This is a genomic window from Bacillus sp. AFS098217, assembly GCF_002551815.1.
Taxonomy (GTDB): Bacteria; Bacillota; Bacilli; order Bacillales; family Bacillaceae_G; genus Bacillus_A.
This window is the reverse complement of the sequence record NZ_NVPR01000016.1, coordinates 79,723-94,234: the sequence shown is the minus strand read 5'-3', so window position 1 is coordinate 94,234 and position 14,512 is coordinate 79,723. Positions and strand designations below refer to the sequence as shown.

Annotated in this window: 11 protein-coding genes; all 11 read right to left on the bottom strand. The window is 36.7% G+C overall.

Going from position 1 to position 14,512, the window contains the following annotated elements:
• Positions 1-12 precede the first annotated feature (12 nt).
• Positions 13-930, bottom strand: a complete 918-nt coding sequence (gene spoIIGA, locus COO03_RS03415) for a sigma-E processing peptidase SpoIIGA (RefSeq protein WP_141523154.1) — start codon at positions 928-930, stop codon at positions 13-15.
• 397 nt (positions 931-1,327) lie between these two features.
• On the bottom strand, positions 1,328-2,482 hold the full coding sequence (ftsZ, locus tag COO03_RS03410) for a cell division protein FtsZ (RefSeq protein ID WP_097895088.1): 1,155 nt from the start codon (positions 2,480-2,482) through the stop codon (positions 1,328-1,330).
• Between the two features lie 39 nt (positions 2,483-2,521).
• A complete protein-coding gene (ftsA, locus tag COO03_RS03405; protein WP_097895086.1) occupies positions 2,522-3,823 on the bottom strand; it encodes a cell division protein FtsA in 1,302 nt (433 codons plus the stop codon).
• A gap of 386 nt (positions 3,824-4,209) precedes the next feature.
• The gene (locus COO03_RS03400) at positions 4,210-4,977 is read right to left on the bottom strand and encodes a cell division protein FtsQ/DivIB (protein WP_097895084.1); all 768 of its coding nucleotides are present in this window, start codon (positions 4,975-4,977) and stop codon (positions 4,210-4,212) included.
• A gap of 98 nt (positions 4,978-5,075) precedes the next feature.
• The gene (gene murB / locus COO03_RS03395; protein WP_097895335.1) at positions 5,076-5,981 is read right to left on the bottom strand and encodes a UDP-N-acetylmuramate dehydrogenase; all 906 of its coding nucleotides are present in this window, start codon (positions 5,979-5,981) and stop codon (positions 5,076-5,078) included.
• A 50-nt stretch (positions 5,982-6,031) separates the two neighbouring features.
• A complete protein-coding gene (gene murG, locus COO03_RS03390) occupies positions 6,032-7,135 on the bottom strand; it encodes an undecaprenyldiphospho-muramoylpentapeptide beta-N-acetylglucosaminyltransferase (protein ID WP_097895083.1) in 1,104 nt (367 codons plus the stop codon).
• A 94-nt stretch (positions 7,136-7,229) separates the two neighbouring features.
• Entirely contained in the window at positions 7,230-8,321 is a 1,092-nt protein-coding gene (spoVE, locus tag COO03_RS03385) for a stage V sporulation protein E (RefSeq protein ID WP_097895333.1), read from the bottom strand.
• An 89-nt stretch (positions 8,322-8,410) separates the two neighbouring features.
• Complete coding sequence (gene murD / locus COO03_RS03380) at positions 8,411-9,763, bottom strand: UDP-N-acetylmuramoyl-L-alanine--D-glutamate ligase (protein ID WP_097895081.1); 1,353 nt, start codon at positions 9,761-9,763, stop codon at positions 8,411-8,413.
• Positions 9,764-10,738, bottom strand: coding sequence for a phospho-N-acetylmuramoyl-pentapeptide-transferase (gene mraY / locus COO03_RS03375; protein ID WP_097895079.1), 975 nt, complete (start codon positions 10,736-10,738; stop codon positions 9,764-9,766).
• A 22-nt stretch (positions 10,739-10,760) separates the two neighbouring features.
• Positions 10,761-12,236 carry a UDP-N-acetylmuramoyl-L-alanyl-D-glutamate--2,6-diaminopimelate ligase gene (locus tag COO03_RS03370; RefSeq protein WP_097895077.1) on the bottom strand — a complete coding sequence of 492 codons (1,476 nt, stop codon included), beginning with the start codon at positions 12,234-12,236 and terminating at the stop codon, positions 10,761-10,763.
• 280 nt (positions 12,237-12,516) lie between these two features.
• A complete protein-coding gene (locus COO03_RS03365) occupies positions 12,517-14,433 on the bottom strand; it encodes a stage V sporulation protein D (RefSeq protein ID WP_097895075.1) in 1,917 nt (638 codons plus the stop codon).
• Between the last annotated feature and the right edge of the window lie 79 nt (positions 14,434-14,512).

The following is a 14,512-nucleotide window of genomic DNA, read 5'->3' as shown; positions in this document are numbered from 1 at the left end:
CGCCTCTCATCATTAAGCAATTGTCACTTTTTGTGATATCAACATCTTCGGATGTATAATGCATTGATACTCCCCATTGGTAGACAATTGCTGTGTATTTAATCCGATTAATACCTTGTTGACAACCATATCGCTTCCTTCGTGATGAACTTGAACAATATCTGGCTTAATGGCCCATAAAAATTGATGATCCACTCCTACCGCTCGAAAAGGAATTAAGCGTAATCTCGTTGCCCAACCAGAATCATTTTCTGGTATTTGTGGAATCTCTGTTTTGGAATAAATTTGTTCTGTTAACCATGTCGGTAAACAATGTTCTAACGATGAAATATGCATAACCATAACCGGTGTTTTTGTTAAAGGATCATGAAGTTGGTTTCCACTATCAATTAAGCCATCTAATTCAATTTCATTTTCAGCTAGTTTAATATTCACCTTTACGATTTGATCATAATGAATCTTTGTCACTTCTACATTTTCAATACGTTTTTTCGAGAAATAATAAATAATGGGAAATCCAAAAATAACAAACATCCAGCTTACAGGATCACCATAAGAAATTGATTTTACCTGCACTAACCCATTTACCATTTCATTTGTTTGTAGGAAAAAATGAGTTCCAATTAATCCTCCTCCTACCATGAATGTTACAAAATAAAAAGTAAAAACGGTCTGTGTATAATCTCGAAAAGTAGAAAATCCAAATGCCGCATACACAATAAATAACGAATACACGAGTTTCATAATTGGATGTGTCATCATAGAAGCAAAAGGAGTAAAGGCAAAAATAACAATCGTGGAACCGATAAATGCCCCTAAGACAAGCCTCCATCTTTTGATCTTCTTTTTTAACACCGTTGCTGTTAATAAAAGTAAAAGAAAATCAATGCAGGCGTTTAACAACCAAACAACGTCGGCGTAAACAACCAAACAATTCACCTCTTTTTTTAAGTTGAGACTAGTATAATGCATATCCAATGAGAAAGTGTGTCAATTTACGGAGGGGTTTTTTTGTTATTTTGTGGTTTCTAGACATAATCTGTCGTGAAGAAATAAACGTGGATTTTTTATAGAAAGATATATAACTATTAGCTGCTATTTCAAAAAAAAGATCTGCTTAACAGATCTTTCTAACATGTAAACTTTATTCATCTCGTATTTTCCGAAGTGAGTTTCTTCTGAATATGTATTGCAATAAACCGTTAATCATCCAATGATTCTCTTCATCTCTCAATGATCATTAGTCTGCCAATAGCTGGACAGGCAAATCTAGTTTTAACATTTTTTAAACAACTAAAAAAGGAGCTAAATGAAAGCTCCTTTTCTTTTATCGTCTACGACGGTTACGTAAAAATGCTGGGATATCGATATCATCTGAATCCGTATTACGATCATGTACAACAGGCTCTTCACGTTTCACTTCGCGTTTTACTTCACGTTGTTTTTGTGGTTGAGCTACTGGTTGTTGTTGTGCGTAATTTGAATTCGTTGCTGGACGTACAAATGGTTTTGGCGGTTGAACTGAAATACTATCATCAAAACCAGTTGCAATAACAGTTACAACAATATCATCTTTTAATCCTTCATTAATAACAGAACCGAAAATCATATTCACTTCTGGATCTGAAGCTGAAGCTACAATATCTGCTGCTTCTTGTACTTCATATAAACTTAAGTTTGCGCCACCTGTAATGTTCATAATAACACCTTGTGCGCCATCGATAGATGTTTCTAGTAGCGGACTAGAAATTGCTTTCTTTGCAGCTTCCGCAGCACGATTTTCACCATTACCAGAACCGATACCCATTAATGCTGAACCTCTATTAGACATAATAGTTTTTACATCTGCAAAGTCTAAGTTAATAAGACCAGGTGTAGCAATTAAATCTGAAATACCTTGAACACCTTGGCGTAATACGTTATCCGCTTCACGGAACGCTTCTAACATCGGTGTATTTTTATCTACAATTTCTAGTAAACGATCATTTGGAATTACAATCAATGTATCTACATTTTCTTTAAATGCTGCAATACCAGATGCAGCTTGTGTTGCACGTTTACGTCCTTCAAATGTAAATGGACGCGTTACAACACCAACTGTTAATGCGCCTAATTCCTTTGCAACTTGTGCGACTACTGGAGCTGCACCAGTTCCAGTTCCACCGCCCATACCAGCTGTTACAAAGACCATATCTGCACCGCGAAGTGCTTCTTGGATCTGCTCTTTACTTTCTTCAGCAGCTTTTTTTCCTACTTCAGGATTTGCGCCGGCACCAAGTCCACGCGTTAATTTTCCACCAATTTGCATTTTCGTTTCAGCTTTTGATAGATTTAATGCTTGTGCATCAGTATTTACAGCGATAAAGTCTACACCTTGTACGCCATGCTCAATCATACGATTTACAGCATTATTTCCGCCGCCGCCGACACCGATAACTTTTATATTCGCTAATTGATCTTGAGTAGTATCAAACTCTAACATGTCGAAATCCCCCTAGAACCTCATTTTTCTTGTCCAATTTTAATCCCATAAGTAACGGAATACACGTTTTACTTTTGACATCATACGTTCATCATTTTGATCATTATTGTTTTGATTACGAGTTTTTTGTTTCACAGGTTGCTGTTGTACCGGCATCGTTGCTGGTACTGGGTCAAAATGCTCTTGCGTTTCTTGAACGCTTTTCCCTCGTAATTTAGCTTTTTGATAAGAGTGTTTAATTAACCCAACTCCAATTGTATATTGAGGCTCACGAACACCAATATAATCTGGAGTTGCTATACGAACATTTTCATGTAAAATATCAGATGCAAGATCTAGAATACCTGGCATAGAAGCAATACCACCAGTAAGCACATAACCAGAAGCTACTTGTTTCACTCCCAATTTGCGCACTTCGTCTTGAACGAACATTAAAATTTCTTCTACACGTGCCTCAATAATATCAGATAACTCTAATTGAGAATACTGTTCTGTTTGATCGCTTCCCATAATAGGAACCGTAAACACCTCTTCTTCAGAAGCCGTATCATAAAAAGCATGTCCATATTTCAGCTTAATTTGATCTGCATTCTCTGTTGAAGTTTTTAGCCCTATAGCGATATCCTTTGTTATATGATCTCCACCTAATGGCAATACACTCGTCGCTTGTAACTCTCCATCTCTAAAAATGGATAAAGTTGTAGATCCCCCGCCAATATCAACAAGGGCCACTCCTCTGTTTTTTTCATCAGAAGATAAAGCAACTGTCGCAGCCGCTAACGGTTGCAGGCAAATATCAACAATTTCAAGACCAGCTTTTTCTACACAACGAAGTAAGTTATGTAGTAAAGTTCTTGAGCCTGTAATTAATGTACCTTCCATTTCTAATCTTACGCCGATCATCCCGCGCGGATCGTTAATCTCGTCAAGACCGTCTACAATGAATTGTCGAGGCACCACATCAATAAATTCACGTTCAGGAGCAATTGATACAACTTGCGCTGCATCTAAAACTCGTAAAACATCATCATTCCCGATTTCACGATCTTCATTTGAAACAGCGACTACTCCGTGGCAAGGAAGCAACTGTACTTGGTTTGCATTGACACCAACAACAACTTGTTCAATGTGAATTCCCACCATGCGTTCAGCTTGTTCAATTGCTTTTTTAATTGATCGAACAGTCTCGTCTATGTCAACTATAGAGCCCTTTTTCAAACCATTTGATTTTACGTTTCCAACACCAATAATGTTTAAGCTGTCATTAACCATTTCACCAATGATGACTTTAACATTGGATGTACCGATGTCAAGACTAACATATATTTCATTGCTGTTCATTCTTTGGCACCTCCTTCTTTATTTATACCATACAAGTCAATATATGGAACACCAATCGCAACTTTACTATTTATAAGAAAAATATTCAACGTCTTTATGCATTTCCCTTTTTTAACCCTGTATTTTTCTTATTTTTATTTAACATTCACTTAATAATATTACAGTAATCTGTGAACGCCTGCTTTATTTTGAAATAAATCTACTTCAAATACAAAGATTACCGCCAAATATAAGTCTACACTAAGATGTACTCATAGAAAAGTGAAACTTGTACCAATCCTAGTACGAATCGAAGAAAATCTAAATATTTTTCATCAAATCAATCCCTACTCAAGAGAACGTACGTACTGTTTTTATATGAAAAAAGAAACAAAACTACTATTCTTCTATTTCTTTTCTTCACCATCTAAATACTTGACATATGTCCCAACTTCTAAATCAATTAGAACTTTCTTACCTGGTTCTATTTGTTTCAAAATTAATGGATAAGCTTCCATACGCTTTGCGAAATCCTGAATAGTTGTACTAACTTCATAGCCTTCATTCATATATAAAGTAAGATGGTCTTCATTTGAATTCGTTGGAGTATAACGAATTTCAGAAATAGATCTTAGAATAGTCGGTGTTAATTTTTTTAGTTCTGCAATTAACTCTTTCATTTTTTCTTCTTTAAATGGTTCGAAAATCGGAGCTGCAACAGGCAATTTTCCATTTGGAAGCACATCAAGTGTTTTGCCGTTTTCTAAAAGTGGTTGTAATTTCCCACCCTTATTTATATACCCTATCGTTACATATTCTTCGATATGGATATCGATTTTGTTTGGAAAACGTTTCTTGACATTTACCGCTTTAATTTCTTTTTGTTTCGTTAAATTTTCTTCCGCCTTATGCGCTGTTACCCGAAAATAACTTGTTTCATATGTAACTCCAGATTCTTTCAGGACTTGTTCATCTGTCATGTAATGATTTCCAAAAACACTTATCTTTTTTATATTACTAAGTGGAGACCGAAAATAAATTAAAAAAAGTACTAATAAAAATAAAATCGATATGTATAAAATTAATCGGTGATTGACAGTTTTTTTATCCCTTTTCTTTTGATTTTTTAATTTAGGTACACGATCTTGTAGTCTAATAACTTTACTATTTTTCATGTACGATCCCCCTATGTAACATAAAGAACGGCATGTTCTTCATGCCGTTCTTATCTTCTTATTATACCATAAATGATAATGAGCGGAACATATAACAATTATCTTCCAATGATTTCTACTTCTGTATGCATATCTATATCAAATTGTTCTTTGATTGTTTTTTTGACAAATGCGATTAAATCTAAAACATCTTGTGCTGATGCAGATCCTGTATTGACAATAAAATTCCCATGCATTTCAGAAATTTTCGCACCGCCAATTTGATACCCACGAAGACCAGCCTTTTCTACTAAATCTCCAGCAAAATGCGGTAGCGGATTTCTAAATATACTACCCGCACAAGGGTGATTCCATGGCTGTGTTTCACGGCGATAGTCTTTATTTTTTTGCATGATACGAACAATTTCTTCACGCTCTCCTGTTTTCAGCTGAAATTCAGCTTCTAATACAATACCAGGGCGCTTTGTTTGTAAAACAGAAGTACGATAAGAGAATTCCATCTCTTCTTTTGTTAACCACTTAACTGTCCCATCTTCAAACATAATGCAAGCTCTCATTAAAATTTTCGAGATATCAGATTTATGAGCACCAGCATTCATATATACTGCACCGCCAACACTTCCTGGAATACCACTTGCAAACTCTAATCCAGCTAGCCCTTGGCGACTAAGTAATGTCGACAACTTAATAAGAGGATATCCTCCACCAACTCTTACAATAGCTTCTTCTACTTCTAAGTGATCTAATCCTTCTCCTAAACGAATTACAACACCCTCGATACCTTTATCAGAAACAAGAAGATTCGAACCACGCCCAATTGCCGTCCATTTTGTTTTGTTTTTTGTTACCAAATCCAAAATTTTCTCAACACCGGCAGCACTGCTTGGCATAATTAAAATATCAGCTGGTCCCCCTATTTTCATAGTTGTATAACGAGCTAATGATTCATTTACGAATACCTTCCCAACTTTTGCTTCTATAAGTTCATTTGCTAATTGTTCCATGATGATCTCCCCCATATTAAGTCTCCTTACTACAGTAGTATGCAGGGCATTCACCTAACGTTATTTTTAACAAGCTTGTTCATTACTTCAAATAACTTGTTGGCTGCATCTGGAATTCCTAGCTGCTTAGCAGCTAGTTTCATATTTTGTAATGTTTGTGTGTCTAATAAAATCTCGTCAATATCACGAAGAAGCGTTTCAGCTGTTAAATCCTTTTCAAGAAGCATTTTTGCCGCTCCTTTATCAACAACTGATTGTGCATTTTTCTCTTGATGATTATTTGTCACATAAGGACTTGGAATCAAAATACTTGGTTTTCCTAACGCTGTCAACTCAGCAAGCGTTGTTGCACCAGCTCGTGAAACTACAAGATCTACACCAGTAAGTACCTCTGGCATATTATGAATGAACGGTTTAATAATCACATTACCTGGATTCCCTTTTTGTTTCACAGCTTCCATTACTTTATCATAATGCACTTCACCAGTAATATACAATACTTCATAATTTTTGTTACCAAATTGTTCAATTGCTTCTACAAAAGCATCATTAATTGGTCTTGCTCCGCGACTCCCACCAAAAATAAGAACAGACTTTTTAGGAAGCGATAATCCAACAGAGCGCTTTCCTTTCATTCCATTTTGGTTCATTACTTCTGATGCACGTGGATTTCCTGTCATAACAACTTTAGATTGTGGGAAATGCTCAGACGCTGCTTCAAAACAAACAGCAACTTTATCCACATAGCGACTCAAAAATTTATTCGTTACACCAGGTACACTATTTTGTTCATGTACAATAGTTGGAATCCCTAATTTCGCTGCCGCATATACGACCGGACCACATACATAGCCACCTGTACCAATCACAACATCAGGATTAAACCGACGAATATATCTTTTACTATCCTGGACACCTTTTAGAAAACGCATTACTGTTTTCACATTATCAAGGGAGATTTTTCGCTTAAATCCACTAATAACAATAGATTGAAACGGTATACCTGCTTTTGGAACAATTGTGCTTTCCAATCCATTTTCCGTACCAATGTATAAAAATCGTGCTTCAGGATGTAGTTTTTTTATTTCCCTAATTAAAGCAAGGGCTGGATATATATGACCACCTGTGCCACCACCACTAACTAATACTCGCACTACAAATTCCTCCGCTTCTCTGTTCTAATTTCAATTGTAATTATTCCTACATTCATACTATAACAAACGAAAAACCCTGTCTTATAAACAGGGTTTAGTAGCGAGAGTGACGACTTATATTCAATAATACGCCAACTGCCATTAGCATCAAAGTCAAACTTGATCCACCATAACTTAGAAATGGCAAAGTAATTCCTGTAACAGGCATCAATCCCGTTACAACACCAATATTAATCATCACTTGAATCGCAATCATCGCCACAATACCTACTGCTAAAAACGTACCATATAAATCAGGCGCTCCTAATGCTATACGAATCCCGCGCCATAATAACAGACTAAATAATAATAACACAAACGAACCACCAATAAAACCTAATTCTTCGGATAAAATCGCAAATATAAAATCTGTTTGGGGTTCCGGTAAATAAAGAAATTTTTGTCTACTTTGTCCAAGTCCAAGCCCAAATAAACCACCCGGACCAATCGCAAGTAACGATTGAATAATCTGAAATCCACTTCCAAGCGGATCCGACCATGGATCTAAATAGGATGTAATCCGTTTCATTCGATATGGTGCCGATGCAATTAATCCAACAAATCCCGCTGCTCCAACTAATCCTAACATTGCAAAATGAAAAACACGTGCTCCCGAAATGAAAATCATTATGATACATGTCCCAGCCATTACTGTTCCTGTTCCAAGATCCGGTTGAAGCATAATCATTCCAAAGGCAACAAATACAAAACCAAGTGCTGGGAGTAAACCATGTTTAAACGATGTAATCAACTTTTGTCTTTCTGATAAAAATTTCGCCAAAAAAATAATCATCGCGAATTTCATAAATTCTGATGGTTGAATCGAAAATGCTCCGATTCCAATCCAGCTTCGCGCTCCCCCTCGAACAAGTCCCACTCCAGGAATTAAAACAAGAATGAGGAGAATAAAACAAACGAGCAAAATTACTTTTGAATAGGTACGCCACACCCAATAGTCGATTTTCATAATAAAAAACATCGCTGCTACTCCAATTCCCGCAAATAATAGTTGTCGTTTTGCAAAAAAGAATGAATCACCCATCTTATAGGAGGCCCAGACAGCACTTGCACTGTAAACCATAATCATCCCGATTGTTAGCAACAAGAGCGTAACGATAATGAGAATGAAATCAGGCGTTTTTTTCATTGGCAATGAACACCACCTCTTTGGACGAAGCATTTTGTCTATGTAACAAAACATCAGTAGGTGTTGGCCTACTGATGTTTTGATTTACTTTATATAAGTTTATGCACGGCTTGTATAAAAATGTCTCCTCTTTCTTCAAATGTTTTAAATTGATCCCAGCTTGCACATGCTGGTGAAAGAAGGATAACATCTCCATCTGTAGAATGAACGTAAGCTCGTTCTACCGCCTCTTCTAAATTATCGACACTTTCAATGATATCTATCCCTGCTTTTTCTGCTGCCTTCACTAACTTTGGTGCAGTTTGTCCAAATGTTACAATCGCTTTTACATGTTCAAAATATGGAATTAAATCATCAAATTCATTACCGCGATCAAGTCCACCTGCTAGTAAAATAACAGGCCCTGTAAATGCTGATAACGCCTTTTCCGTCGCTAACATATTCGTTGCTTTTGAATCATTATAAAACTTACGATTCTTAATTGTTGTTACGTACTCTAGACGATGTTTTACACCCGTAAAACGTTTTAATACTGTAACAATAGCCTCATTTGCTACACCTAATAATTTAGCAATGCTCATTGCTGCTAAAATATTTTCTAAGTTATGTTTACCAGGTAAAACGATATCCTGAATTTCAACAACTTTCTCGCCTTTAAAATAAAGAGCGTTATCTTTTACACACGCACCATCTTCAATTTCTTTCGTAGCTGAAAATAGTACTTTTTGCCCTTTACTATTTGCTGCTAAAGACATCACATCTGCATCATCTGCATTAATTACACTATAATCCGTTTCAGTTTGGCTTTTAAAAATATTTGCTTTCGCTAAACCATACTCTTTCTTCGTACCATGATAATCTAAATGCGCTTCAAATAAATTTAAAAACGCTGCGATTTTAGGTCGGAATGTTTCTACCCCCATCAATTGGAAAGATGAAAGTTCTGTAACAACTACTTCACTTTCTTTTGCCCCTTGCGCCACTTCACATGCTACCGTACCTATATTTCCAGCGATAACAGGGTGCTTTTGTCCTTCTTTCAACATTTCAAATGTTAGCATTGTCGTTGTTGTTTTACCATTAGAGCCCGTAATTCCAACAAACGGTGCCTCTGAAATACAATACGCTAACTCTACTTCTGTTACAATCGGAATTTGTTTTTCTTTCGCTGCAACAAGTAATGGATTAGAATATGGAATCCCAGGATTTTTCACGACAAGTGAGATATTTCTTTCTAATAACTCTAATGGATGACCTCCACATACAACATCCATTCCTTTTGCTTGCAATTCTGCAGCTAGCGCATTATCAGCTAATGGCTTTCCGTCATTTACAATCACATTTGCACCTAAATTTTTTAATAAAGTTGCAGCTGCATAACCGCTTTTTGCGATACCTAATACAAGAATATTTTTATTTTGATAGTCAGTCACAGTTTTCAATTACATCCACACTCCGATATAAATTCCTAATACCGCTAATAAAAATCCTACAGACCAGAACGTTACAACAACACGCCATTCTGACCAACCACATAATTCATAATGATGATGCAGTGGACTCATTTTAAAAACACGCTTTCCAGTCGTTTTAAATGAAATAACTTGAATGATAACAGATAAAGTTTCCATTACAAATACGCCGCCAATAACAACAAGTAATAATTCTTGTTTTAATAAAATCGCTACTGCAGCTATCGCGCCACCTAAAGCAAGGGAACCTGTATCTCCCATAAATACTTTAGCTGGATTCGCATTAAACACTAAAAATCCAAGTACAGCCCCTACAACTGCCATACAGAAAATCGCTACTGCATATTGCCCTTGAGCAACAGCAATGATACTAAATGCCCCAAATGCAATTGCAGCTGTCCCTGATAACAGTCCATCTAAACCGTCTGTCAAATTGACTGCATTGGATCCACCAATAAGCATAAATAGCACAAGAATAAAATACGCCCAGTGTAAATCAAATTTAACATCCGTTCCTGGAATCATTAAATGTGTATCGAATCCCTGTCCTTTTGCGATGACAAAAAACGCAATTGCAATGACAAGTTGACCGATTAATTTTTGTTTTGATGTTAAACCAAGATTTCTTTTCTTAACGACTTTTATGTAGTCATCCAAAAAGCCAATCAAACCATAACCAAAAGTAACTAATAATAGTAATGATACTTCTGCACCTAAATATTCAAATTTAATTGCCATGATTAGTGTCGTCACCATCATAGACACATAAATAACAATACCACCCATCGTTGGTGTTCCTGATTTCTTTTGATGCGATTTTGGACCTTCGTCACGAATGCTCTGTCCAAACTTTAATTTTCGTAAAAATGGAATAAACAATGGCGAAAGGGCAACAGAAATTAAGAATGCCACCCCTGCCGTTACTAATAAACCTTGTTCAAGCACATGTAGTCCCCCTCTCATGTTGTTATTCTTTGTTGTTTAAACAATTCGAAATTGCTTCTTTAGCAATTTCACGATCGTCAAAATGATGTACTTCTTTTCCAATAATTTGATACGTTTCATGCCCTTTCCCAGCAATAATAATGATATCTTCCGCTTTCGCTTCAGAAATCGCATGGAAAATCGCTTCTTTTCGATCCACAATTACTTCATAATTATTCCCTTTTGCACCAGTTATCATATCATCCAAAATAGCTTGTGGATCTTCACTCCTTGGGTTATCTGAAGTCAAGATGGCATGCGTTGCATATGCTGTAGCAACCCCCGCCATAATTGGTCTTTTCGTCCGGTCACGATCACCACCACATCCAACAATACAGTACACATTCCCTTTCGCAAATTGCTTCGCTGTTGTTAGTACATTTTCCAAACTATCTGGTGTATGAGCATAATCGACAATAACTGTATAATCCTGTCCGCCATCCACAACTTCAAAACGTCCTGGAACACCAGTTAAACTTTTCACAACATCAATAATTATTTGTAAAGCCACACCAGAAACAAGAGACGCTGCTGTTGCCGCTAAAACATTGTATACATTAAACTTTCCTATTAATTTCATCGTAATATTTTTACTCTCATAAGGTGTAACGAGAGTAAATGTTGTACCACCGCTCGTCATGACAATATCCTTTGCCATAACATCGCTACGTGTATCAATTCCATAAGTAATAACCGTAGCCGCTGTACTTCTTATATATTCTTCCGATGCTGGATCATCATTGTTTAACACAGCATACTTTTCACGATTATGATGATAGCTATTACCAAGCTGTGCAAAAAGCAAACCTTTTGCATGTTTATATTCTTCCATCGTCTTATGATAATCTAAATGATCTTGTGTTAAATTTGTAAATACTGCCACATCATAATCGCAGCCATGTACACGGCCAAGATCTAATGCATGTGAAGAAACTTCCATTACTGCGCTATTTACGTTTTGCTCAACCATACGGTGAAACGTTTGTTGAAGTGTCAGTGCATCTGGCGTTGTATTTTTCACCTCGAATGTTTCATCACCGATTTTCATATTAATTGTTCCAATTAGCCCTGTTTTATGACCGTGCGCTCGCATAATCTCATCCATAATGTGCGATGTTGTTGTCTTTCCATTTGTACCTGTAATCCCAATTAAGTGCAACTTGTGTGTTGGCTGCTCATAAAAATAATCAGCTAGCACTGCCAATGAACGATAAGTATTTTTCACAAGTACAACTGGAACGTCAACATCAATCGGTCTTTCCGCAACAATAGCAGCCGCACCTTGCGCGGCTGCTTGCTTAGCAAAATCATGGCTATCAACCGTATACCCTTTCATACATACAAATAAGCTTCCATTTGTCACTTTACGTGAATCAGCTTCAATAGATGTAATTTCTGGATTTTCTTTTGGAACAACTGGAAAATCATGCAAACATGATACAAGTGTGTGCAACTTCATTTCACTAAACCCTCTCTACATTGTTTATTTATCTCTTACTTAATAGGCAATACATATCTCCCGCCTTCAAAATTAAGACGGAAGATTGTTGCCTAACGATCTGAAAATAGACCTGTTTATCAATGAGACGTACAATCATCTCAACTGACCAACTTCATCTTAGCCCTTATTTTCAGAAGAAATATATCGCATTTTCATAGAAATTAAATTTCTATGAAAACAAGTCTTCTATATTGAACTAACTTCCACCAATTGTATCATAAAACACAATCTCTTACCTTTAATTACCGAAGTAAATTCTAATTTTTGAGCCCTCTTTTACTTTAGCACCCGCTTCTGGTGATTGTTTAATTACCTTTTCTCCTTCACCACTTACATCGAGTTGTAAATCTACAAGCTGTGTTTGTAAATCCTTCTTATTCATTCCAATTAAATCTGGAACTTCTACAGTAGGCGTATCGCCCCATTTATATTCTTTTTCAACTTGCTCTTTTCTCGGCTCTACTCCCATAGCAGGAAGCGCATCACGAAGTATATTTCCAACAATTGGTGCAGCAACCACCCCACCAAATTGAGTTACTCCTTTCGGATTATCAACTGCAACATATACTACAATTTGCGGATCATCTGCTGGAGCAAATCCAATAAAAGATACAATATAGTTATTGTCTAAGTATTTTCCGTCTTTTACCTTTTGGGCAGTCCCCGTCTTTCCACCAACACGATAACCATCAATATATGCACCTTTACCAGAACCTTTCGCTACAACATTCTCTAACGCATAGCGAACCTTCTCTGATGTTTCCTTGGAAATAACTTTTCTTTTTGCAACTGGCGTTTTCTTGCTTACAACCTGATTATTCGATGGATCAACAAATTCCTTTGCAATATATGGTTGATATAACGTTCCACCATTTACAGCTGCAGCTACCGCAGCAACTTGCTGAATTGGTGTAACAGAAACACCTTGACCAAAAGAAGTCGTCGCTTGTTCAACTGGACCAACCTTATCTAAGTTAAATAAAATCCCTTTTCCTTCTCCTTGCAGGTCAATCCCTGTCTTCTGTCCGAAACCAAAATCCCGAATGTATTGGAATAACTTCTCTTTTCCAAGCCGATCACCAAGCTCAATAAAACCTGGGTTACAAGAGTTTTGGACAACTTCTAAAAACGTTTGACTACCATGCCCACCAGCTTTCCAACAACGTAGCCTAGCACCACCAACTTCAGCTGCTCCATCATCATAAAACGTATCTTTCTCTAAGTCTACTAATTTTTCATTTAAAGCAGCTGCCAATGTAATGATTTTAAAAGTCGATCCTGGCTCATATGTACTCCATACAGGCAAGTTTCGATTAAACACCTCTGGTGAAACACTCTGAAAATCTGCCGGATCAAAACTTGGACGACTCGACATCCCTAAAATTTCACCATTCTTCGGATTCATAGCAATTGCAATCATACCGTCTGGATTATAAGTGGATTCTGCTATATTAAGCTCTCTTTCCATAATTGTTTCGATACGAGAATCGATTGTTAATTTCAAATCCAGACCAGCCTCTGGTTTTTTAAAATCATCACCAACATTTGGCATACGTTGCCCTTTTGCATCTGCAAAAAAGCGGACATGACCTTTATCACCATTTAATTCTTTATCATAATACGCCTCAAGTCCCATAAGCCCCTGATTATCACTACCAGCAAACCCTAATACGTGCGATAAGTATTTTCCGAATGGATAATACCGAATAGAATCTTCAGCAATATAAACACCTTTTAAGCTTAAACCACGTACTTCTTTCGCCTTATCATGCGAAATTTTCCTTCCACCTTTATCCAATCTTACAATAGATTCTTTTTTTGTAACCCTCTTGTAGATTTCCTCTTTGTCCACACCTAAAACTGCAGCTAACTTCTCTGCAGTCTCTGCTGGTTTTTCAATTTGCCTCGGTACAACAAAGACAGTTGGCGCACTTTTATTTGTTGCAAGCTCTACACCGTTTCGATCTAAGATCTTCCCGCGCTCAGGTTCAAAAGTAATATTACGACTCCACGAATCCTTCGCACGATCTGTCAACATATTTCCAAGAAAAAACTGCACATATCCAAGACGAATATCAATAATTGTAAAAATAAGTATCCCAGATACCAGTATAAAAATAAGTCGTTTCCTAACAGTTACATTTGACACACGCATATTGGAACAAGCCTCCCTTACGCCTAGCTTGTTCCAATATATGCTTGTACCTATTTGATTAGAACTGTCTACTTTCGTT